The 23,264-nt window shown below is 41.9% G+C and carries 20 protein-coding genes; 6 read left to right on the plus strand and 14 right to left on the minus strand.

Features of this window, described 5'->3' with window-relative positions:
- Positions 1 to 6 precede the first annotated feature (6 nt).
- Entirely contained in the window at positions 7 to 339 is a 333-nt protein-coding gene (rnpA, locus tag K8S13_RS16195; RefSeq protein WP_291464073.1) for a ribonuclease P protein component, read from the minus strand.
- Between the two features lie 45 nt (positions 340 to 384).
- Complete coding sequence (gene rpmH / locus K8S13_RS16200; RefSeq protein WP_291464075.1) at positions 385 to 519, minus strand: 50S ribosomal protein L34; 135 nt, start codon at positions 517 to 519, stop codon at positions 385 to 387.
- Between the two features lie 191 nt (positions 520 to 710).
- On the opposite strand from rpmH, the gene pncA reads away from it, so the two are divergent.
- On the plus strand, positions 711 to 1,388 hold the full coding sequence (gene pncA / locus K8S13_RS16205; protein WP_291464077.1) for a bifunctional nicotinamidase/pyrazinamidase: 678 nt from the start codon (positions 711 to 713) through the stop codon (positions 1,386 to 1,388).
- 50 nt (positions 1,389 to 1,438) lie between these two features.
- Here the strand turns inward: pncA and K8S13_RS16210 are convergent, their stop codons facing one another.
- Complete coding sequence (locus K8S13_RS16210) at positions 1,439 to 1,726, minus strand: hypothetical protein (RefSeq protein ID WP_291464079.1); 288 nt, start codon at positions 1,724 to 1,726, stop codon at positions 1,439 to 1,441.
- 222 nt (positions 1,727 to 1,948) lie between these two features.
- On the opposite strand from K8S13_RS16210, the gene K8S13_RS16215 reads away from it, so the two are divergent.
- The 5 genes from K8S13_RS16215 to K8S13_RS16235 all read left to right on the plus strand — a co-directional run bounded on the left by K8S13_RS16215 (position 1,949) and on the right by K8S13_RS16235 (position 9,887).
- Positions 1,949 to 3,592 (plus strand): sigma 54-interacting transcriptional regulator, encoded by a 1,644-nt coding sequence (locus tag K8S13_RS16215; RefSeq protein WP_291464081.1) that lies wholly within the window; start codon positions 1,949 to 1,951, stop codon positions 3,590 to 3,592.
- Positions 3,593 to 3,700: 108 nt separating this feature from the next.
- Positions 3,701 to 5,479: a hypothetical protein gene (locus tag K8S13_RS16220; RefSeq protein WP_291464082.1), complete on the plus strand. Its 1,779-nt coding sequence runs from the start codon at positions 3,701 to 3,703 to the stop codon at positions 5,477 to 5,479.
- A gap of 2 nt (positions 5,480 to 5,481) precedes the next feature.
- Positions 5,482 to 7,860 (plus strand): PEP/pyruvate-binding domain-containing protein, encoded by a 2,379-nt coding sequence (locus tag K8S13_RS16225; RefSeq protein WP_291464105.1) that lies wholly within the window; start codon positions 5,482 to 5,484, stop codon positions 7,858 to 7,860.
- Between the two features lie 25 nt (positions 7,861 to 7,885).
- The gene (locus tag K8S13_RS16230) at positions 7,886 to 9,136 is read left to right on the plus strand and encodes a glyceraldehyde 3-phosphate dehydrogenase NAD-binding domain-containing protein (RefSeq protein ID WP_291464084.1); all 1,251 of its coding nucleotides are present in this window, start codon (positions 7,886 to 7,888) and stop codon (positions 9,134 to 9,136) included.
- An 82-nt stretch (positions 9,137 to 9,218) separates the two neighbouring features.
- Entirely contained in the window at positions 9,219 to 9,887 is a 669-nt protein-coding gene (locus K8S13_RS16235) for a DUF3108 domain-containing protein (protein ID WP_367172676.1), read from the plus strand.
- 88 nt (positions 9,888 to 9,975) lie between these two features.
- On the opposite strand, the gene K8S13_RS16240 is transcribed toward K8S13_RS16235, so the two are convergent.
- From K8S13_RS16240 to K8S13_RS16290, 11 genes are all read right to left on the minus strand, one after another.
- On the minus strand, positions 9,976 to 10,797 hold the full coding sequence (locus K8S13_RS16240) for a hypothetical protein (protein WP_291464086.1): 822 nt from the start codon (positions 10,795 to 10,797) through the stop codon (positions 9,976 to 9,978).
- Between the two features lie 32 nt (positions 10,798 to 10,829).
- Positions 10,830 to 12,269: an aryl-sulfate sulfotransferase gene (locus K8S13_RS16245; RefSeq protein WP_291464088.1), complete on the minus strand. Its 1,440-nt coding sequence runs from the start codon at positions 12,267 to 12,269 to the stop codon at positions 10,830 to 10,832.
- Positions 12,270 to 12,291: 22 nt separating this feature from the next.
- Entirely contained in the window at positions 12,292 to 13,056 is a 765-nt protein-coding gene (locus K8S13_RS16250; protein ID WP_291464090.1) for a FadR/GntR family transcriptional regulator, read from the minus strand.
- Positions 13,057 to 13,111: 55 nt separating this feature from the next.
- A complete protein-coding gene (locus K8S13_RS16255; protein ID WP_291464091.1) occupies positions 13,112 to 13,258 on the minus strand; it encodes a hypothetical protein in 147 nt (48 codons plus the stop codon).
- A 34-nt stretch (positions 13,259 to 13,292) separates the two neighbouring features.
- Positions 13,293 to 14,627: a phenylacetate--CoA ligase family protein gene (locus K8S13_RS16260; protein WP_291464093.1), complete on the minus strand. Its 1,335-nt coding sequence runs from the start codon at positions 14,625 to 14,627 to the stop codon at positions 13,293 to 13,295.
- Positions 14,628 to 14,642: 15 nt separating this feature from the next.
- The gene (locus tag K8S13_RS16265; RefSeq protein ID WP_291464095.1) at positions 14,643 to 16,481 is read right to left on the minus strand and encodes an aldehyde ferredoxin oxidoreductase family protein; all 1,839 of its coding nucleotides are present in this window, start codon (positions 16,479 to 16,481) and stop codon (positions 14,643 to 14,645) included.
- A gap of 45 nt (positions 16,482 to 16,526) precedes the next feature.
- A complete protein-coding gene (locus tag K8S13_RS16270) occupies positions 16,527 to 17,864 on the minus strand; it encodes an aryl-sulfate sulfotransferase (RefSeq protein WP_291464097.1) in 1,338 nt (445 codons plus the stop codon).
- 81 nt (positions 17,865 to 17,945) lie between these two features.
- Complete coding sequence (locus K8S13_RS16275) at positions 17,946 to 19,097, minus strand: iron-containing alcohol dehydrogenase (RefSeq protein ID WP_367172679.1); 1,152 nt, start codon at positions 19,095 to 19,097, stop codon at positions 17,946 to 17,948.
- Between the two features lie 86 nt (positions 19,098 to 19,183).
- On the minus strand, positions 19,184 to 20,044 hold the full coding sequence (locus K8S13_RS16280; RefSeq protein ID WP_291464099.1) for a phosphoadenosine phosphosulfate reductase family protein: 861 nt from the start codon (positions 20,042 to 20,044) through the stop codon (positions 19,184 to 19,186).
- A gap of 68 nt (positions 20,045 to 20,112) precedes the next feature.
- On the minus strand, positions 20,113 to 21,744 hold the full coding sequence (locus K8S13_RS16285) for an aryl-sulfate sulfotransferase (protein ID WP_291464101.1): 1,632 nt from the start codon (positions 21,742 to 21,744) through the stop codon (positions 20,113 to 20,115).
- Between the two features lie 52 nt (positions 21,745 to 21,796).
- Positions 21,797 to 23,264 (minus strand): TRAP transporter large permease (locus K8S13_RS16290; protein WP_291464103.1); only part of this gene is annotated, 1,468 nt, incomplete at its 5' end.

The following is a 23,264-nucleotide window of genomic DNA, read 5'->3' on the forward strand; positions in this document are numbered from 1 at the left end:
CATTATCTATGCTAATGCTATTTTTGAAAAAAGTTTGTCAAGCTTCTCAATAATCTGCCTGTTGGATAGCGGTGTCAGACCCTTCCTTGCAATGATGTTTATATCCTTAGGTCCTGAAATATTCTCTTTATTATGTCTGAAATATTCTCTAATAATTCTTTTTATCCTGTTACGCTCTACTGCATTCCCTACTTTTTTTGATACTGTAATGCCAATTCGATTGTTTTGAGCTGTTTCTTTAAGCACAATTGCTATAAAGCAGTCTGTATATACTCTTTTCCCTTGTTTCGAAAGTGTTAAAAATTGGACTCTCTTTAGGAGCCTTACCTTTTTTGGCAAACAAAAGTTACTCAAGCTTCTGACCTTTAGGTTATAAATCCCTTTTTAAACGCTAAGTTTTTTTCTTCCCTTTGCTCTTCTGGCGTTAATTACACGTCTTCCGCCAGGTTTGGACATTCTTTTGAGAAACCCGTGTTTCCTAGTTCTTTTCCGATTGCTTGGTTGAAATGTTCGTTTCATAAATCTTTCAATCCTTAACTTAAATTTATTTTATTCTAAACGTTAATGCTCCAAATCACAATAAACGAAATACATTATCGCTTTTTTAAAAAAATGTCAAGAATGAAAAAAAGATGGTTGCTTGGGGTTTATTTTATTATATAAAAATAGAATAATCGCTATTATGATAATAAAAACGTAAAGGAGGGCTTATGACTATTCCATTGGATAGAAATCAAACCGGGGTGATTGTTGTGGATATACAAGGTGATTTCACCCTTTTCAAACACGGTTCTCTTGCTGTTCAACAGACCGATCAATCCTATATTGACAAAGTAGTTGCCGCAACAAAGCAATTAAAAAGCAAAGGGCATAAAATTTTTGCCACCCAGGACTTTCACCCTGAAAACCACATCTCTTTTTATACCAGCCACAAAGACAAAACTCCCTATGAAACCATTGAGATAGATGGACGAAGCCAGATTCTCTGGCCCCCTCACTGTGTGCAGGGAACTGAAAATGCCGACATCCTCATTGACAATACCCTGTTCACAGCCATTATTCAAAAAGGGATGAATCCCAAATATGACTCCTATTCAGGTTTTTTCGATGACAATGGTATTAAAACCGGGCTGGATAACATTCTCAAATCACATCAGGTAGATACCCTTATTGTATATGGTCTTGCCACGGATTATTGTGTAAAGGCGACAGCCATGGATGCGGTTAAATCAGGGTATGGAGTGTTCCTGATTGAGGAGCTTTGCAAGGGTGTTTCAGAGGATACCACCGAATCAGCCTTAAAGGAGATGATATCAGCCGGTATTAAAATAAAAATATTTGATCAGGTTTTTGAACGTAATAAAAAAAGGAATCAAACTGTCAAATAGATTTGATTCCTTTTTTAGGTTATTGGTTTAGTATTGTTGCTTAAATGGAATCAATTACCGGTAACATTTTTGTCAACGACTATCCCGTCTTTGATTAGAAAATAGGTGTAACCGATTACAACATCTTTGGGGCCGAAAATCATCTTTTCAACACCATTATCCATTTGAATGACATTGACAGGTTTACCCCAGGAGTCTCTCAGCTGGTCCGTGCTCATGGGGTGGGTTTTGTAATATGAGGCCATCCAACTTGCCAGGGCCTGTCCGGGAATACTAATTGAGATTGTCAAACAGAATACCGCGATCATTAAACTTGTTTTGGCTATTTTTTTGTTCATTTTTTTAACTCCTTTATTAAATGTTTATAGGTTGCCTGTTTACCTGAAAGAGAGTATTGCAATGCCTGTGCCATTAGGTGGCAATTGTTTAAAAATTCTTTATTTATAATAGGTTATATGAAATTGATTAAAATAGAGATCAGCTAAATGTTTTTCAACTTGAAATAGTTGTTTTCAAATAGTAATATATTTTCAATTATAAATTAATTAAGGTAGAAAAAAATGTTAGCCAAAGACATTAAGCTTTCAGAAATACTCAGTCAGGAACCCGGGACTGGATTTCCCCTGATTGGAACGCAGCGAATGCTCATGAGTGGTCTGCCGGCCATGAGTCGGTTGATGAAGCAGTTATTAACCCTTATTGGACCGGATCAGCTTGCCGGCGTTCTTTCCAGGCATGGCTACCAGATTGGTATGACGGCTGCTCTGGAGATGGCATCCCACTATGATTTTGACTCACCAATGGAATGGCTGAGATCTGCCAAATATATCGGTAGCATCACAGGGCTTATTGACTCCCGGATTGAAATTCATCATTTCAACCAAAAAACCAATGAGCTCAAATTTTCTGCCATCGGCAAATCTTCAGTTGAGGTGGAATGCTGGAAATCTATAGGAGTAGACATTGCGCAGAACCCCATCTGTTACATTTCAACCGGGGCACTCAGTGGCTTTGCAAGTGTAGTTTTTGGCAGTGAAGTACTGGTAAAGGAGATTGCCTGTCAGGCCCAGGGGCACAAACATTGTTTTTCCGAGGGCCGGTCAGCTTCGGACTGGGGGCTGTCATCTTCACAGGTAAGAGAACTTTGGGTACAGTTGAAATTGAATCCTTTTGAGCAAGAGATTGATTTGCTGAAAAAAAAATTAAAAAAGACACAAAAGGATCTGGCAATACACAAAGAAAAAATTCATTCTTTGGAAGCCAGGACATCTAAAATTGATAAAAATAATGGAATTATTTACAGAAGCAGCAGTATGAACAAACTGATTCTTCTGGCCGATAAAGTCGCCCCAACCCATTCAACTGTTCTGATTCAGGGAGAAAGCGGTACGGGAAAGGAAGTGATTGCCAGGTATATCCATAATCAGTCCAGCCGATCTTATCATCCCTTCCTTGCTGTAAATTGTGCAGCCCTTCCGCCAAAGCTTTTGGAGTCGGAACTTTTTGGACATGTAAAGGGCGCATTTACCGGTGCAGATTCAAATCACAAAGGATTGCTTTTGGAAGCCGGTAAAGGTTCCTTTTTTCTTGATGAAATCGGTGAACTTCCCCTTGAACTTCAGTCAAAGTTTTTAAGGGTTTTGCAGGAAAAAGAAATCAGACCTGTTGGCGGCTTAAAATCACTTCCCATAGAAGCACGCATCATTGCTGCAACAAACCGTGATTTAAAATCATTGGTCAAAGAAAAAATGTTTCGTGAGGATTTGTATTATCGCCTTGCGGTTTTCCCATTGACGGTGAAGCCGTTGCGTGAGCGTAAAGAAGATATTCTCTTGCTTTCACGGCATTCACTTGAGCAATTATACCCCGGCCATCCGGGATTTTCACCGGCAGCGATTCGGATTATGGAGGCTTATCTCTGGCCGGGTAATGTCAGGGAGCTTGAAAACTGTATTGAATATGCCGTAATTTTAGCAGGACAAGACAGGATCATGCCGGAGCATTTTCCCCAGTCCATGTCTTCACAAGATCCTTTGACGGCTATTTCTTCTGATTTTCCTACCTTCAGGGAGTTGGAAAAAAGGTATACAAAACTGGTGCTGAAAAGCACGAACCAAAACAAAACCCGGGCCGCAAAGGTTCTTGGTACAAGCGTTACCACATTATGGCGGCGGTTAAAAGAGATGGGGTACCAGGAGGCATGAAAAATTTTTATAATCCATAAAGATCATTGAAAATACCCATCAAAGTGGTAAAATATTCACATTTAGACAAAAATATTTAACCCCTTGTAAATAAAGAAAGGAAATTTCGTGAAATCCGGGGCTCTTGAGGCTAATTTATTCGACACAAAAGTTGATGTTATCATTGACTCAAAATATCAGGTTTTTCTGGATATTGTTTCATCCTATGTCGGGATCTTAAACAGAATGAATATTTTTTTAAAGGAGCTGTCACATCCCTATAAAAACTGGGAGTTTATTGTCAGCGAAGCCCGGCATTTTTCCCTTCAATATTTCTATTTATATAAACCCCATCCAAAAGGTGATAAAGCCCTGGAGCTTTTTGTTGATATCTTTTTGGAGTCGTTTGAATCAGATTGTGCTTTAAAGGTGAAAACAAGTGCGGCTGATAATTTAATGCTGTTTTTACAGCATATTGTCAAAGAATCGGAACAGGAACTTGATAGATTCCTTCCGGTGATTGAAAAGGCGGCCCTGAAAATTGAATCCTATGAAGGCCGGGACTTTTATTTTTTTGTCAGATCCTATTATCAACCGGATAAAATTGCAAAAAAACTTTTAGGCTGTCTTAAGGGTAATGCTGCGTTTTTTACATCGCTAAACCGGGTTCTGATAAAATTTTATAACTATTCATTTAATTACTGGTTGGAACAGGAGGACCCAATTTCATGGATTGGCAGGAGTATCGATATCAATCGGCTTGATGATGGGTTACAGCAGTTATTAAAAGAAGTATCCCATCAAAATATATTAAAGTGGCGTAAAATGCTTGAGGATATTATTCAGACTTTGAATCAAGACCCCGGAAAGGTAACACAAACATTGACACATCTTGAGGGGTACCAGGATTTTGTCAGCCGGGTTTGGGCAGTGCCTCAAAAAATAATAACCGAGAGTGGCGATGATACGATAGGCCGGCACTTAAAACTGACTTTTCTTTTTTATATCATTCATATTCCGGGACTTTCGACTATCCATGTTCAGGCCCTGCGGGATATTAACACCACCCTGACCCTTCTGATCGGTGATAAGGATTTTAAAAAGGATATCAATATCGTCGATCAGACATTTTCCTTGCTCAAAGAACATAAGGGGAAATATCCTGAAACCGTTCTGGACTGCATACATAAAATCGGGGATGCGGTTTACAAGAGATCGAACATTGAGCTGATTAACCATTTTATAGACAGGGCGGTTGATCATGGGTTTCAATTTCCAATGATTAAAGGAACCGGGGATGACTGGCAGATAAAGAGCAATGCAGCCCATGTAAAAAATATCCGGATATTTCTGGATCTGATCGGGCAACATCCCAAAAAATCAAGAAGGCTTTTATCTGCATTAATCATATCTGTGTCCATCGGCGGGGTCTTTATCAAGGATACGGATCTGTTCCCAAGAGATATTACAAAATTTTTAAATTCAGATATTACACCGGTTTTTAATCTGGTAAAACAGCTTTCAAGGTTGTTACCTGCCTTTTTTAACGAAATCGGTGCAGAGGGTCATCTCCGGGATATTTCCACCCGCCTGGATGAGTCCTGTCAGAGAAAAGATCGTTTAATCCATTTTTTAAGAAAACAATGCCATGTTGAAAGCTCAAGCAGGATCGTGGATTTTATCCAGGAAGTCATTTTTTTCTGGAAGACCGGAAACAAAAAAAAGCTTGAACCTTATGTTCCCCCATCAATTTATCAGGAAATTAATGAGTCAGGGCCATTTATTGATGGGCCGAGAATTATTCTCAACTACATTGAATCAAAGGATATATCACTTCCAACTGACTATTTAATCTATACACAAGAGGCTATTTGCAATTTAATTAATGAGGTGACCGGTCAAGGGTGAAAATGATCTTTGGGTTTTACAGACTTTTAAATCAGAAATATCGAATCGATAACCTGGAATTTAAAAAATATTTATCTTCGTTTCATTCTGAAAATCTGCCGGATACCCAAAAGCTTGTTCTGGCACTTGAAGAGAAAAACCTGGAAAATAAAATCCTTTCTCTTCTGTCGTACATGAAAGAGCTTAAAAAAATTATTCTTTCGGACAGGATCTATGACGTCAATGAGGCAATTTATCATAAACGCCATTTTGCCGTTGATATCCCATCCATGTACGGTAGTTACAATGAGGCAAAATTTGATGCCCTGGGATTGACCCTGAGGGTTGAAAGCATCCTGAATGTGATGTTCGAAGAACTGATCAACAGCATTGATCTCCAGGTGATTACCAAGGCTACGTTTAAACGTATTTATGGAATTTTGAACCTGTTCAGGAAGGCATTCCAGCTGGATGGAATTGCATCCAACCAGTTGGATGTCCAAATGGATTTCTTAAAATTTTCCGTGGATATCAGGACCTGTACATTTACTCAATACCTGGATATTTTCAAAGGCTTTACAAGGGCGATTGCCGATATCATCAATGACCATTTTAATAATATTCATTCCACCAATTTGTTTCAGATAGAATCCAGGCTTGGAAAGGATCAAATTCTTAAAAAATATCTACCCGCTGGAGGCAAAAAACAAAATTCAAAACTGGACCAGCGTGTAGCCGAGATCTTTTTCAGGGATCGTATTGCAACTTCCCTCGGGCTGCAGCAGTTGGATGTCTTCTTAAACAGGATATTACACACCCTGTTTCAACAGTCTGAGAAGCTTTCTCAAATTCATTTAAGCCGGTTGTTGAATTATAATCCCAAATTTTCAGTCATTGAAGTGGGCAGTTTTGATTCCATCAGCAATAATATTATATTTTTGGGGAATAAAGGATTAAACCTGATCAAACTAAAAAAATTAGGTATAGCAGTCCCGGAAGGATTTATTATTACCACAGAAGTTTTTAAATGCCGTGAAATCATCAATCATTACAAGCCTGCGAATATTAATTTCAAACAATATGTGGCAAAAATGGTGGCCAGTCTTGAAAAGCACACCCAAAAAGATTTTGGAAATCCTAAAAATCCACTGCTTTTATCGGTCAGGAGCGGTTCTTCTATTTCACAACCCGGAATGCTTGATTCATTTTTAAATGTGGGACTCAACGAGGAAATCGCGGCAAATATTGCAAAGATAAGCAAGAATCCATGGTTTGCATGGGATAGCTATCGGAGGTTTATTCAAGGATATGGGATGGCGTTTGGAATTAAAAGGGATGAGTTCGACCATATCATTTATTCAAAAAAACAAGAGTATGGTGTTGAGTTCAAGCGATATCTCACAGGCGACCAGATGAAGGCCCTTGCCCTTGCCTATAAACAATTATTACTTGATTCCGGGGTTGAACTGATTGAGTCTCCCGTTGACCAGCTGTTTCTGGCTATTGATAAGGTTTTTTCGTCCTGGGAATCCAAAAGGGGAAGGGATTACAGACGGATTATGGGGATATCCGATGACTGGGGCACTGCTGTTACGATTCAATCCATGGTATTTGGGAATCTGTCCAGGCAGTCGGGATCAGGTGTTGTGTTCAGCCACAGCCCTCGGCTCCCGGGGGATACAATCCGACTGTGGGGGGATTTTACCATTGGTAATCAGGGAGAAGATGTTGTGTCAGGGCTTGTAAAAACCCTTCCCATTTCAGAGACCCAAAGGGAGCTGGAAGAACGCGATTCAAAGAGAAGTCTTGAGAAAAATTTTCCTCACATTTATATGCAATTAAAACAAGTGGTGCAACGTCTGATTTATGATGAGGGATGGAACCCCCAGGATATTGAGTTTACCTTTGAAGGGGAAGCCAAAGAAGATCTTTTTATCCTTCAGGCAAGGGATATGTCCTTAAGAGACAGGAAAAAAATTATAAAGTTTGATGTAAACCCGGCAACCCTTGACAAGGCATCTCTTGGCCAGGGGATCGGTGTCAGTGGCGGGGCCATGAGCGGCAGAATCGTTTTTAGCCTGGAAGAAATTGATGCCTTCAGGAAAAATGATCCGGATACAAGATTGATTTTATTGAGGAATGATACGGTTCCGGATGATATTCTGGAAATTGATGCCGCAGACGGAATTCTGACTGCCAGGGGAGGGCTCACCTCCCATGCAGCTGTGGTGGCATATAATCTTGATAAAACCTGTGTGGTGGGATGTGAAAATCTTGTTTGCAATGAATCCGAAAAAAAGTGTATGCTCAATGGGGTTAAAATGCTTACAGGTGATTATATCAGTATTAACGGTCAAAAAGGATCCGTGTATAAAGGCCGAATTAAAGTCTCAATTAAATAAAAGATAGTGAAAAGAGGGAATTCAAATGAATACAAAAGGTTCTATAACACTTGGAATTAACGGATTTGGAAGAATAGGAAAGCTGTCTTTGTGGCATCATGCAGCAAGAAAATACTTTGATACGATTGTCATTAATGTGGGCAGGGAAGTGGGTAAATCTTTTCAAGACATTATTCATTATTTAGAAAGAGATACAACATATGGACGACTGGATTCATTTCTTTACGGATATCAGGCAAGGCCGGTTATCAGTGATGTGGATGAAGCCTCAGCATCCTTGAATATTAATGGTGTAAAAGTAAAGATATTAAAAAATCACAGGAACCCGAAAGATATTGAATGGGCACAGTATAATGCCAAAATAGTCATAGATACAACCGGACAATTTTTGGACCCTTCCCTTGGAGCAGATGCGGCCAAAGGCTCTATCCGGGGACATATCGAAGCAGGTGCTCAAAAAGTGATTGCCTCAGCGCCCTTTAAACTCAAAGAGGGTGTGGCAATGCCCGAAGATGCAGTGACAACCGTCATGGGGATCAATGATGGAGATTATAATCCAATAATGCATCATCTTATTTCCAATGCATCCTGCACCACCACCTGTCTGTCTCATATGATAAAACCGCTGCTGGATTATTTCGGTGTTGAGAGACTCCTTTCTGCATCCATGGCAACTGTACATGCAGCCACAGGATCACAGCAGGTACTGGATCGATTGCCGAAAACAGGTGCCAAGGACTTAAGAAAAAACAGGTCTATCATGAATAATATTATTCTGACCACAACCGGTGCTGCAAAAGCATTGCAGCTGGTTATCCCGGAAATGTCAACCATTGGGTTTATTGCAGAGTCCGTCCGAATTCCGACGGCAACCGGCTCTTTGATTATTCTTGTGATGAATTTCCAGGAAGAGCTGAATAAAAAGCCGATTCGAAGGGATTTGATCAACTCAATTTATGAAAATACAGAAAAAGCCAATACAAACGGATACCTGATGTACACGGACAAACAGAATGTCTCCTCTGATATTATCGGAACACCAAGGGCTGCCGCTGTTATTGAAGGCCATGAAACCCATACACGTACCGGGGCCATTAATATTAACCTTGAGCATGTGCGCGGTATAGACAAATCCATATTGGATATGATCAAAGATCAGGTCACCAGTATCCAGGTTACCCAGGCTGTGATTTATGGATGGTATGACAATGAAATGGCAAGTTATGTCAATATACTGGGCGACAGGACCGTATCCATTGCAGAAGCAATGCACTAAATTATCACGCGCCCATTTCTTTTTTATTATCCTGACGGGCATGTTATTTTTTTTAACACCCCTTAGCAATGCAGGTGAAACAATGTTGCCGTTTTTTATTGGTGAAGAAATCAAATACACGGTTAGCTGGGAAATGATCAGGGCTGGAAAAGCAAAATTCAAAGTATTGCCCCTTACAACACTCAATGGGGAAAAAGCATATCATTTTTTACTTGAAGTGAAGTCAAGTCGGTATGTCGATATGTTTTTTAAAATCAGAGACCGACTGGAAGGATTTGCTGATTTAGCGTTTTCCCGGTCTCTTTTGCACAAAAAGACACAGTCGGGCAAAGATAAAAGGCAGGTGATTGTTAATTTTGACTGGGAAAAGAAAACAGCCGTTTATTCTAACTTCGGCAAAAAAAGAGACCCCATCGAAATCCCTTTGAAAACCTTTGACCCGGTTTCAGCCTTTTATAAGATGCGAACCTTAAATTTTAAAACCGACCAAAGCCTGTCCTTCCCTGTGAGCGATGGGAAAAAATGTTTCATCCAGAAAGGAGAGGTGATAAAAAAAGAAAAAATCACCTTATCCTCCGGAACCTTTGATACGTACCTGCTCGTTCTTAAGGTCAATCATTTTTCCGGTGTATTCAAAAAGAGTGAAAACCCCACGGTAAAACTCTGGGTCACGGCAGATGATAGAAAGATCCCCGTAAGAATAAAGGTAAAAGTGTTTATCGGAAGCGTTATCTTTGATCTTGTTTCATAGGATTGATCCTTTATATTACTCCGGCCATTACCATTACCATCCGGAAATTGGTGAAAGGCTCACCTTCACCCCTATGGGGATTGAATAATTATTTCAAAATTTCTGCCAATACCATATGAGGTCTGCATGCTGTTCTGTATTTAAAAAAGGCAGCCGATGGTAAAGGAGCAATGTCCCACTCAGGGGGCGGGATAACTCCTTTTATAAAAAACGGATGTTTTTTATTGCCTGTGGCATGTTCAACAAGAGCTGCGGCTCGGGCTGCTTCCTCAGGGGTAATATAACCGGGTTCACCATTGGAACGTTCCAAGCATGCTATCGATAGAATAATATGGTATTCAGGGGATTTTTCTACCAGAGAAAGGCTGTGTCGGAGTTCTTCCTTGTCAAGGGTGGCCCCGGTAAGAAATTTATAGAGTTCTGCCGGTCCTCTCAGATAAAAAATCAACCGGTGGATAAGATTTTCTTTGATGATGGTTTCCAGCAGATGGGCATTTCGCCCGTCAGTCGCAAGCTGAATCAACAACCCGTGATCTTTAAGATAACGCAATATCTCCAGAAAATCATCATCCATGCATGCATTGTTTGCAGGAACAGTCAATCCATTGATCCATCCATGGCTTAAATCACTTCTTTTAATAAAAGTATTTAACCTGTCTCCTGCCTTAAGGAAAGCCAGGATTTCACCAACGCCCTGTATTATTTTTTCTCCTGTAAAAAGAATTGGAAATTCCATGCCATCTTTTCCTCGAAATATATCAGGCCGATTTTTACGATAAAATAAATTAAAGGCGTCCTTGCCTTTTGTTTTTATGTTATGCTCATCATAAACCATTGCATGATCAGTCATATAGGATTTAACAATTTCACAACGCATACACCCTGTTGCACTAAAAAGGGTAAAAGGCATATTCTATCTCCTGAAGTTTATGCTTATGATCTCTATTTTTTATCATCAGTATCAGAGATTACGCACAGAGCTGATGAAGCTTGGAAAGGGACTGTACCCTCAACACTAACCTCTGAACGAGGCCCTTTGGGGCTGGAACCGGGCATTCTGAAAGAACTCACATCCACTGGTTCAATTTCAATCTCTTTGGAAGGTTCAACCTGGTGTATCCATTCATAGGGGAATCGGTAAGCCCGATAGACCATATTCATTTTTGTTTCTTTACCCCAATAGGGACTGATATATTCCCATACCAGTTCATGATCTGCCGTAACTTCAATTATTCTGCCACCACTGCCTTCCGTGATAAGCGTATTTCCGTTTGGCAGCCGTTGGGCAGAGCTTACAAAAGGACTGTAGAAACGATTACTGTCTGCAGGTTGTACCAATCCGTCTTCCTGGGGAGTATACTGCCATACAATTTTTAGAGTAATTGGATCAAATTCCAAAACACGGGAATAATCCCTTAATACATTTTTTATTCCGGTTGGACTTGCCGGATTGCATGCTCCATATCCAGCCCACCCGCCATTATCATACACCAGAATGTTTCCTTCGCCCGGCAATCCACGTGGTATCATATGGGCATGGTGCTGGCCGATAATCCAGCCCAGATCCTTTTCCGGTGTACAGTCATAATAGGGTCCGACCTTCCAGACCACTTCACCCGTCTCTTTGCTGATGATAAAGATAATATTTGTTTCTCGACCGTCTACAATAATGTTATCAGGTTGAAAGCGATTATCTCCTGAATCATGCCATTTATTCGGCCCAAGGATGGACATGGAATTTAGATGCATCCAGTCTCCCATTCCGCCACCGCAAGGCCGCATATTGGGGTCACGGGCTAAAATATTTTTTGCATCTTCACGGAATTCAAAGGAATCAAAATGTTCGCTGCAAACCCATTCCCAGAGGATATCCCCATCCCAGGAAACTTCATAAATTGTATCATCAAGCAAATTCTTATCAGAAATTTGTGGGCAAATAAGATTTTTATGCCCCAGGATCATGGTATTACCTTGATTTATTTTTGCTTCCATGCCAGGGACATAATACCCAACCGGATTGCCTTCCCGCTGGTAGTCATGGTGGACACGGGCCATCCACTGGGCCTCTTCCCCAGGATCTTCGATATATTCATACTCATTGAATTTCCAGATTACGTTTCCATCCCAGTCAACCTGGACAAGGTCTCGATAATCCTGCATTCCATATTTTGTAGATCTTTCTCCTGTGTGCCCGAGGATATAGCCACCTTTCAGAAGTTTATTTGGAAAACCGTGCAAGCCCTTCCACAACTTGGTTTCACTTCCATTCATATCAATTACAAGACTTCCTAACTCCTTGGCATGGAATACAGTATAGCCATTAAAGCATTTTTTAGGATTATATATTGTGGTTCCGGTCGGATATATACTTGGATAAGTCATAAAAAAGCCTTTTAGTGGAACTTTATTTATAAATGCTTCTCATTTTTAGAATGTGTTCTTCTATCAAACTTATAGCGCTTTCTCGTTTTTTCTTAATCAACGCATCCAATATTTTTTCATGATTTTGGACAGCAATCTCTGAGATTTCAAAATCAGGAGGTATGCGAGAACGTATATTCCGATGTATGGCATTTATCGCTCCTTCAACTATCACAAATACTGCATTTTTTGAAGCTTTTGCGAGCAATGAATGAAAGTCAAAATTTAAATCAATCGCGATTTCTTTTTTTGCGATTAAATCTTTTGCCTTATCAATATTCTCCTGAAGAGCATTAATGTCCTGATCATCTGCATTGTCAATTGCTTTATTCAATATGGCTTTTTCAATAGACAGCCGAGCCGCAGTAAACTCATCGATAGAAATTTTTTCCATCCTAAATGCATCTAACATAAGATTTTTGATTTTTTTTGAAATACTATCCTTAATAATCGCTCCACCACCATATCCCTTTTTCACAATAATGAAACCGGATAATTCAAGGATGCGAAGAGCCTCTCGGATAGTTTGTCGGCCTACATTAAATTGTTTGGCAAGTTCCGACTCGGAAGGAAGTTTATCTCCTGCTTGCAGGGTTCCATCAAAAATAAATGCTTTAATTTTTGAAGAAACCTCTTCAAAGGTTCTTTGGGTTTTGAATGGTTTGAATATAGCTTTATCGACAGTCATAAAAATCTCCATTAAAGTCTTATTATCAGACAATAATATTACAGTTTTCTTAGATGTCAATAAAACTTTTTTGCCTTTTATTTCCGTTCAATGGTTTTACTGATCGACTATATTCTCAAGTAACAATATTCAACTCCAACATTTTAATTGTAGCCAACATCCGGGAAAGATTCCGGTCAAGAGCGGGAAAATTATTTGCCTTCTCTTTCAACTTTTCTGCTGTTTCCCTCATTAATTGAATTTTTTGCTCTACTTCTTTCAAATTTATCTCCTGCGTCGTCATTCTGTATTCCTTTCTAATGGTTTTTCCTCAAGTCTTTAAACCGCTTAGCTTTGACCTCGTGCCGGGGCAGTTTACCATAATCATAAAAGTCAATCCGATAACCCAGATTGGTTTTCAAGCGAAGCTGATCCTGGAGTTTACTCTCAATTTCTTTGACACGCTCTTCAAGGCCCGGCATTAATTCGACTTTAAGCTTAATCCGATCTATATCACCCAGTTTGTCCACTACTACCTCATATTCGTCACACAGGTCTTCAATACTTCTGACAACCTCTTCAATGGCCGAAGGGGCCAGCAAAACACCTTTCACTTTGGTGATGTCATCTGCACGGCCGATCACTCCACCTTTTATCAACCTGAATGTTCTGCCGCAGGAACAGGGTGATGGATCCCATTCAATGATATCCTTGGCATCAAACCGGACGCAGGGCTGGGCCAAGCGGTCCAGAGCCGTGATGATCATTTTCCCCCTTCGGCCGGGCTCCTCGATAATTTTTCCGGTTTCAACATCTTCAATTTCCACCAGGAAAAAGGCCTCATTTACATGCATACCGCCGGGCTGGTCCAGACACTCAAAAGACCAGGCCCCGATCTCTGTTGCCCCGGCGTGGTCAAACACCTGTGCGCCCCAGGCATTCTGCATCCGCTTTTTGGTACTGGGGATGCTGGCACCCGGCTCACCAGCACAGGTGATTTTATTAATACTTAGATCTGCGGGATTGATGTTCATCTTGTTTTTTGCCGTATCCGCCATGCCAAGGACATATGTGGGGGTCGCCATAATGGCGGTCGCCTTTAATTCCTGAATTTTAAGAATACGGGCTTTTGTATCCAAGACGCCACCGGGCACAACCTCACACCCGATTTTTTCAGCTGCGTAATGCCCGGCCCAAAACGCCACAAAGATATTATATCCAAAAGGAATAAATACACGGTCCGCCGGCCTGTACCCTTGTGCCCACAGGATATAAGCCCAGCATTCTGACCACCATTCCCAATCCTGCCAGGAATCCGCCTGATAGACAGGTTGCCCGGTGGTACCGCTTGTCTGGCGAAACTCGGTTACCTCTTCAAGGGGAACACACAGGGCATCTCCATACGGAAATGGATCTTTTTTCTGAACTCCCCGCATCATGGACTTTTCGACCTTCGGGACGAGCCGGATATCAGCAAAGCTGCGGATATCATCTGGTGTGATGCCAGCAGTGTTATAAAGAGACCTGTGAAATATGGAGTGATCATAAGCCCACTGGAATATTTTTTTAAATTTTTTCAGTTGAAGTTTCTGAATTTGATCCCGGGGGAGTGTCTCCAGAACAGGATTCCAATATTTTTGGTCTGCAAGCATAATCGTTCCTTTATTTTATTTTTCGATTTCCAACTCTTTTAATTTTTCCTCTCCGGGTATTCCTGTAGCCTTATCCCACCCCACTAGATCATAATATTCATCAAGCATTTTATCAAAGGATGCCCTGTCCATCACTTCACCCTTGCTTGGCCCTTTGGTCGAGCCTTGTGTGAACAGTCTTTCCGGCAGGGTGTCATCCTGCCTTGTAAACCCCTCTCTTGCATTGAATAGCCGGGTTAGGTTCCATGCTCTTTCGGCCACGGTCTGCAGGTCACCTTCTGTTATTGTCCAACCGGTCACGGCTGATATGGCTTGGACATAGTCCTTCGGGGTAATGGCAAAAGAACCGAACAGACAGGCGATGATACAATCACAGGTCGCATAAGAGAGCTGGAGTTTTCTAACCATATCGGCTTTGCCCTCATAACCATAGCGGTCTATCGGTTCGGGCAGACCCATCAGCTCGGTGCGAAGGGTATTGCCCCGGACATGGCATCCACCGCGATCTGAAAGGGCATAAGAGAGTCCCTGACCTTTCATTCCCCGGGGATCATATCCCGGAAGTTCAAGTCCTTTAATATGGATGGCAAAATCTTTGCTGCCCGCTACTTTTTTTGACATTCTTTTGGACCCCTGTGCAAGCAAAGCGCCCACTCCTTCACATTTTGCAATCTTGTGAATAAGCTCCAGCAGCACCGTTCCGTTTGTAAAACTTAAATCCATACCATCTGTCTCAGTTTTTGAGATCAATCCTTTTTCAAAACATTCCATGGCAAATCCAATGGTGACGCCGCATGAGATGGTATCCATACCGTAATCATCACAAAGATGATCTGCTGCGATGATGACGGCGGGATCACAGATACCGCAGTTTGGTCCAAGGGCGTACATGGTTTCATAGTCCGGTCCCTCAGTCATATACTCTTTATCATTTACTGATGCCTTGGAATCCCGGCTGCAGCCGATGGGGCAGGCGAAACAAGCCCTTGGCCGTGTGACGTAATTCAGGAGAGCATCCCCGCTGATCTTTTCTTTTTCTTCAAAGGTATTTTCCTGCCAGTTTTGACTCGGAAGTGTTCCGGTCTCCTGGGTCAAATCAATGGTCATGGTGGTCCCATATTTGGGGAATGCACCCCCTTTTTTGGTCATAGGATGCTCTGCTATCTGCCGGCGGCAACGCTGTATGATTTTTTTAAAGCCCGCCTCATCATCTATATGAGGTTTTAAGTTACCTCTGACAATCACGGCTTTCAGATTTTTTGAGCCCATCACGGCTCCGGCGCCGCCCCTGCCATGGGCTCTCTTTTCATTGATAATATTAGCAAATTTGACAAGGTTTTCCCCTGCCGGGCCGATGGCAGCAATACTCATCCGCTCTCCCTTTTTGGATGATACCTTTTCCCTCAACTGCTTTTCAGTTTCAGAGGTGGTAAGTCCCCAGAGATGTTCCGCCTTTTTAATTTGGATCTCACCCTCTTCAACAAGCAGGTAAGACGGTTCTCTGGCCTTACCCTTAATCGCTATAGCATCAAATCCTGCCCATTTTAATTGGGTGCCGAAAAAACCACCGGAATAAGAATCCAGAAAAGTGCCGGTCTGGGGAGATTTAGTAATCAACCCGGATCGGGATACGGCTGGAAAATTTGTTCCCGTAAGGGGACCTGTGACAAAGATCATTATATTATCAGGTCCCAGCGGGTCGGTGCCGGGTTTTAAGTGTTTATAAAGGAGATGGGCACCCAGACCCTTCCCCCCTATGTATTTTTTTGCAATACCTTCCGATAGTTCCTGAATATCGATTGACCCTTGTGTAAGATCAACCCATGCAATTTTTCCTGTGTATCCTAATAGCATATGAAATTACCCCCTCTCTACATTTTCACTAATTTTTGCAGCATCTTAAGAATAGAACATCATTTCTTTAAACCAGACCTTGCCTGCATCATTGATCGACAGACGTAGTTCCACACTGGTTGCACCATCAGGAGCCTTTGCTTCGATTTGGTCCAATGTCCAGTCACGATCACCCATATAAAAATCTCCCTTGGGAATATCTTCCATATCATAGACTTGTCCACCGTATTTATCCAAAAAACACAATTGAATTGAGCACGAACCCTTCACTCCTTCTGTTCTGATCTTGCCTGCCAGTTTGTAGCGAACTCCCGGTTTTACGGCAATCACCTGGTGCAGATAAAGAAAACCGGTTCGATCATATTCCAGTCCGGGGCAGGGGTAAGGCTTATTTTCCTTATCCCAGATCATTTTTCCCCCTCCTTCGCTGATCAGTCTGGCCAGTTGCCAGTGAAGAGGAACATCGGTTTCATCCCGCATTTTGAAAAATCCATTTTTAAGCTTGGGCTCGACATCAAGGAGATGATAATTTCGATACACCCATCTATAATTTCCTGAACGATCCACCTCTATTATTTGGCGGTGCTGGGTGTCGGAAATCAGGACATTACCATTGGGCAGCGCCTGGAAGTCATAGAACTTGGAAAAGTAGTCTACTTTAAATTCCCATACTGTCTGTCCTTTGGGTGTTACCTCAATAATTCTGGAATTCTTGGAATCACAAATCATTGTATTTCCATTTTCCAACCGCTTGGCAGCTCTTGGCCAGTCCAGAGTTTCCGGTTTGCCGTCGCCATATGACCAGACAATCTCCTTATCCGGCGACACTTCAAGTATTGTGTTTATATCAGAAGCGCAAATAAGCATATTCCCATTTGGCAGCATATGCCCATTGTGGGGACGGTCAATGTCTTTATCATATACCCAGAGCACATTCCCCTGACGGTCTACTTTGAATGCTCTGTTATTGTTTCGTTCACAGATAAAAAGATTACCATCTTCCAGTTCATAGGCATCGTTGGGATAGGCAATATAGGAACCATCGGACAATTTGCCGGTACCATTATCCCAGTTGTCAGTGTTAAAAACGATCTGCTTATCGCGGTTAACCTCGATTACCCTGTCACTGGAACTGTCAGCCAGAAGAATATTTCCGTTTTTTAATAAACGGGCAGAATGAAGAAATAGAAACCCCCCATCGTTGTCATACTGCCATACAATATTGCCCAAGGGATCGACTTCTATCACTTCACTTCCATTTCCGCTAATATCACCGCCGTCGGCAATCAACGTGTTGCCGTTGGGTAAACGCTCAACGCTGTTTGGCCATTCGAGCATTCCCGGCGCACTTCTGGAAATAGATTTATATTCTTGTTGTATCATTTAGTGTTCTCCTGTTAATTAAAAGTTGATTCTGAGGAATAGATAATGAATCAATCATCAGAGACTGAAATTTCAAGCATATTAACCCATTGCCTGATGTAAAAGGATTTTGTAGTCTTCGGGTGTCATCGGGCGGGGGTTGCTCGAGCTTAAATGGTCCTTGGCCGATTTTTCAGCAATATCCGGAATATGCTTTGATTCTATACCCATTTCACGCAATGTTGTTGGGAGTTCCAATTGCTTCAATAGATCTTCGGCCCAACCATCCAGACGGCTATCTGGATCAATTCCAACTGCTTTTTTTAAATCCAGATACAATTCTCCACAATGGCTTTCATTGTAGCGAAGAACATGGGGTAACAATATGCCATTTACTGTGCCATGATGAATGCCAAATTCACCCAGAGGGGCAGACATCGCATGCAAGGCTCCAAGCACTTTCTGTAGACACAATCCACCTTCCAGAGCCGCCATCATCATTTCTTTGCGTGCCTCAATATCTGAACCATTTTGATACGCTTTTACCAAATTGCGACTTGCGCGTCTGACACAATCTAGAGCAATCGCCTGTGCCGGGGGATTATAATTATTGGAAACATAAACTTCAATTCCGTGTGTCAGGGCATCCATTCCCGTTGCCGCCGTCATCTTAGGAGGCAGTCCAAGAGTTAACTCAGGATCGCAGATTACTGCACTTGCAACCATATTAAGATTGACTGCTATGGTTTTTCTTCCGTCGTCGGTGGTCATCACACAAGCCCTGCCGATTTCAGCACCTGTACCGGCAGCAGTTGGGATAGCAATATGCGGCAAGACTTTTCCAATTTTTTCAGATCCACCGGTTTGAACCCCATAATCTGAAAATTTCCCACCATGTGAGACCAATAACGCCACTGCTTTGGCCAGGTCGATTGGCGACCCTCCACCCAAAGCAATGACCCCATCCAACTGCTTTTTTTTATAGATATCCAGACATTGACGCAAAGCTTCCTCATCCGGGTTTTCCGGTGTGCCGTCAAAGATTTCGAAATCATAATTTCCCATAGAACCTACGATCTTATCCAGAATGCCCGCGGCACGAATACCCGCATCAGTTACCAGTAAAGGTTTTTTCATTCCCAGAAGATCTAACTCCAAAGGGAGTAATTTCACTGCACCACAGTCAAACTGTATTCTTGTTATATATTGTATCAATGCCATAATTTGTATTATCGGGGTTTCCCCCGTCTCCATAAAAAAATGTTTGGTCTTAATAAAGCTGACTATTTATCCGGATAAGCGTCTTTGGAAAAAAACAATCATCCGTCAAAGCACTTGTGTTACATATAACCCAATGACCTTAACTTCTCCATGGCCTCTTCCTTATCCTGACGGCGGCCATCCCGCTCCCCTGTGTTTTCCAGATCCTGCTCCCATGCCGGAACATTTTCCATGGCGATTTTACTGGAACTTTTGGCGCCCAATGAACGATACCCATGCTGATACAGGCTGTTGTAAGGTATTCCAATGCCTTGAGTGATATGCCAAATATCCCGTTCCGTGATATGAAGAATTGGACATACCCGGGTGTGTGCAGGGCTGAGATCTGACGCTTCATGCTCCATGAAATATTCGTCATTCACACGTGCTTCATGCTCATCCCAGCGAATTCCTTGGAACATACCCTTGATGTTTCGATCCTCAATGAATTTGTTGAACATCACTGTTTTCATCAAATGGTTGCCGGTATAGGATTCAGCTTCAAACATAAACTCATCCTCTTCATACCCGATACGTTCAAGTTCTTTTTGGTTTCGTTCATTAAGATCCTTAACCTGGACCATGGAGTTCAATTCACTGCCGGCAGCCTTTACCACGTCTTCATTAAGATACCATACCAAGTCAAACCCCCATTTTTTTTCGTATTCCTTCATAAAATCCTCAATCTCGGTAAAGACATCGAACTCGCTTATAGTAAAAATGGTGGGCAGCGGCAGATTATCTTCTTCACAGACTTGTCGAAGCAGCCATAGGACCAGAGTGCTGTCCTTTCCACCTGTCCATGTGGCAGCCAATTCCTCTGGCTTGAATTTAGCATAGGTGTCCCGAATCACTTGCTTTGAGTCATCTATTTTCTTGTTCAACATCTCTTTTTGTGCATCGGTAAGGTTTCCTTTAAAATCTAATTCGCTTTCAGTCATTTCTGTAACTCCATTAATTTTGTTATATTGTTATTTATTAAAAATTATTTATCTCTGCATGGCCCATGTCATACAGAAGGATATAGACTTGATATTTTCATACCACCAAAAGTAGCCCACATGATCACATCATCATGATCTTCGATATGGGCTTCAAATACAATTTTCGGTGGAGTTGTATGTAAAAATTCACGAACACGAGTCCATTGAGGGAACTCCATTTGAGATCGCATGTCTGTAGGATCATAGGACATATCATCTCTTCTTGCCATGCATGACCCATAAAAAACAAGTACGTTATCTGTCTTAGGCATCCAGTGAACATCACCCATGGCAAAACAGGAACAAGAATCATTGTCTGGCCCATTTTCCGAGGCCCATACCTCTCGAACTGTCATACGCTTCTCATCAACCAGATATTCAACAGCACGGCTGTAAGTTTCATGGGGCAGCATTTTACGCTTTCCATCAAAAGGTAACGCTTGAAAAATTGAGTTGTTCCATAATAATATGGTTCCTTCAGGAGTTGCCTTTGGATTGTGCATATGATATGGCCAATGAACCTTCCCCTCAGGTCTCAGTAGTTTGCTTTGCAACCAGTCAGGCCAGCCATGATGGTCGCCCAATATCCATACAATCTCGCCGGTTGATCGGTCAACTTTGATTATAGCATCCTGCATTCGCAGGCATATTAGTACCGCATCATTCTTTTCATCATAAAAAAGACCGTTGCCGTGAGTCCAGTCTGCGTGATCAGGAAAACCTCGTACCTTCCAGTAAGGTCCAAGGGTTTGATAGCCAATTCTATTAGGGTCCAGGTATTCAAAGCTGTTCCAGTTCCACACGATTGATCCGTCGCGTCGAAATTCAACGATCTCATCACACATTACATTTGTGTCAGCTTTTTCAGCCCCAGGATCAACTTCACTGGTATAAAAATTTTTAATTTTTTTAGAATGTGCTGTCATCACAAGAAAATTGCCCGACGGCAACTCATGAGGTTGATGATGAATCGTTTGGACATCCACAGGTGTTGCGCCTTCTACCTCGCCCTGCGGCCGCTTCCCCGCATACCACTGTGCCACTTTATTACCAAGCATATCGATTTCAACAGCACAAAAATCATGTGTCAGGTAAAACAAATGACCGTTATGCAGATAATCAAAACCGGCAATGCGTGTATTCACCTGATAGTACCAGACGACATCTCCATTTAAATCAAGTCCGACAATTAACGACCAGTCCCGGCTGAATGCCCTTTGCGCTTTTGTCATCATTATTTCTCTTCCGGGCACACGTCGTCGGATTGATATCAATGTGATACCAGGCTCCATCAGCTCCGGGTGGCTGACATTAATACTGATAGGAGGCCAGTCTCTTGGACCGCTGGGAAGTTTAGGTGTCATGTATTCTAATGTTTCGGACCACATAGTTTTATGTCCAGACTCATCTTGTATGGCAATAAAAAATGTATGCCGCTTATTTGCTCGCATGCCAATAATCGGTAATCCGCTTTGAGGATCATATGAACCATTAAAATTTATCTCCCAATTACGGTCTCCGTCAGAAACAGTGACAATCGTGCTAACCTTTCTATCAGCTGTATAGCGCAAAACTGCAGCAAGGGGAACGCTTAGGTTCGGATTCATCGAGACCGTTGGTTTAACCTTGAACACAGGATTTTTATTATCTGTCATCATAATTTTTCCTTTTTAAATTTAGTCTCTATGGAATTACCTCTAAAAAATGGACCTATCCCATTAAAGAAGGCAGCCATAAAGCAATTGCCGGAAAGATAAGAATTAGAATGATTCTAATAATATCTGTCAGCACAAACGGAATGATCCCTTTATATATTGTCCCTAAAGGGATATCCTTGGCAATTCCGGCAAGGATAAAAACATTAAGCCCGACAGGTGGTGTGATTTGCCCCATTTCCGCCATCATAACCATCATAACCCCAAACCAGATCGGATCATAACCAAGACCGATGATAACCGGGAAAAAAATAGGTACTGTGAGAATAATAATACCCATAATCGGCATTATGCAGCCAAGAACCAGGTAAACAGAAAGGATTGCCAACAGCTTAACCATATCCGGGCCTGGCATGGCAACAACAACGTCGGAAAGCATAAACGGAATTTGGGAAATTGTTAAAAAGTATTGAAATAATCTGGCCCCTATCAAAGCAAGCATAAACATCCCGGTCATTCTACTTGTTTCAGCAAGAGCACCAAAAAAATTTTTTCGAGTCCATTTTTTCTTTACAACGCCCAGTAAGAATGCACCAAATGCACCGACAGCGGCGGATTCCGTGGGAGTGAATATGCCCACATAGATACCCCCTATGACAACAATAAAAAGAGTCAGTATTCCCCAGGTCCCCTTAAGTGAAATGATTTTCTCTTTAAATGTCGTTGAAGGACCGGGGGGGCCTAAATTGGGTTTGATCTTGCACATGAAGTATATGACCAATATGTAAAAAATCGCCTCCATAATACCCGGAATAATACCGGCAATAAAAAGTTTGGCAATAGATTCCTCTGTAAGCATGGCATAGATTAAGAATGGAATACTTGGGGGGATTAAAATACCGATACTGGAGCCGGCAGCGATACTGCCACACGCCATGCCATTGTCATATTTATAGCGCCGCATTTCAGGCAGTGCCAATGTGCCCATAGTAGCCGTGGATGCTAAACTGGAGCCACTCACTGCTGCAAATCCGGCGCACCCCCCCACTGTGGCTATGGCCATCCCGCCAGGAAGCCGTCCCATCCAACTACGCAGTGTTGCATAAATATCCTTGGTTAAATCAGCATGGAAACAAAATACCCCCATTAAAATAAAAAGGGGGGCTGTGGCCATCTCAGTACTCGCAGCGATGCGATAGGGTATTGTGCCGGCAAGGGATAAAGCAGCGTCTATATTGACCAGGTAAGTAAAGCCAAGAAATCCTATCAGACCCATCACAGCACCAACAGGCATACTTGAAAACATGAGCAGTAAAAGGAGGATAATGCCGATTATACCCATAAGCGGTCTGGAAATATCCCATGGCAGCATATTAAACCAAACCGGAAAGGTAAGGATCAAAAGAACAAAAAGGCCATCCAACATGAACCACAACCAAGGTTTACTGCAATTCTTGATTACACGATTAAGTGACAGAATAAAATCTTTTAAAAATGTGAGTGAGAGTAGCGCACTGCCAAAA

The organism is Desulfobacula sp. (genome assembly GCF_021107415.1).

Excerpts from the sequence above, each read along its gene's own strand:
- K8S13_RS16215 (WP_291464081.1), top strand. The coding sequence starts at position 1,949 with ATGTTAGCCAAAGACATTAAGCTTTCAGAAATACTCAGTCAGGAACCC.
- K8S13_RS16260 (WP_291464093.1), bottom strand. The coding sequence starts at position 14,627 with ATGCTTGCAGACCAAAAATATTGGAATCCTGTTCTGGAGACACTCCCC.
- K8S13_RS16285 (WP_291464101.1), bottom strand. The coding sequence starts at position 21,744 with ATGATGACAGATAATAAAAATCCTGTGTTCAAGGTTAAACCAACGGTC.
- rpmH (WP_291464075.1), bottom strand. The coding sequence starts at position 519 with ATGAAACGAACATTTCAACCAAGCAATCGGAAAAGAACTAGGAAACAC.
- K8S13_RS16245 (WP_291464088.1), bottom strand. The coding sequence starts at position 12,269 with ATGACTTATCCAAGTATATATCCGACCGGAACCACAATATATAATCCT.
- K8S13_RS16240 (WP_291464086.1), bottom strand. The coding sequence starts at position 10,797 with ATGCCTTTTACCCTTTTTAGTGCAACAGGGTGTATGCGTTGTGAAATT.
- K8S13_RS16225 (WP_291464105.1), top strand. The coding sequence starts at position 5,482 with ATGATCTTTGGGTTTTACAGACTTTTAAATCAGAAATATCGAATCGAT.
- K8S13_RS16230 (WP_291464084.1), top strand. The coding sequence starts at position 7,886 with ATGAATACAAAAGGTTCTATAACACTTGGAATTAACGGATTTGGAAGA.
- K8S13_RS16210 (WP_291464079.1), bottom strand. The coding sequence starts at position 1,726 with ATGAACAAAAAAATAGCCAAAACAAGTTTAATGATCGCGGTATTCTGT.
- pncA (WP_291464077.1), top strand. The coding sequence starts at position 711 with ATGACTATTCCATTGGATAGAAATCAAACCGGGGTGATTGTTGTGGAT.
- K8S13_RS16275 (WP_367172679.1), bottom strand. The coding sequence starts at position 19,097 with ATGGAGACGGGGGAAACCCCGATAATACAAATTATGGCATTGATACAA.
- K8S13_RS16235 (WP_367172676.1), top strand. The coding sequence starts at position 9,219 with ATGTTGCCGTTTTTTATTGGTGAAGAAATCAAATACACGGTTAGCTGG.
- K8S13_RS16265 (WP_291464095.1), bottom strand. The coding sequence starts at position 16,481 with ATGCTATTAGGATACACAGGAAAAATTGCATGGGTTGATCTTACACAA.
- K8S13_RS16270 (WP_291464097.1), bottom strand. The coding sequence starts at position 17,864 with ATGATACAACAAGAATATAAATCTATTTCCAGAAGTGCGCCGGGAATG.
- K8S13_RS16280 (WP_291464099.1), bottom strand. The coding sequence starts at position 20,044 with ATGACTGAAAGCGAATTAGATTTTAAAGGAAACCTTACCGATGCACAA.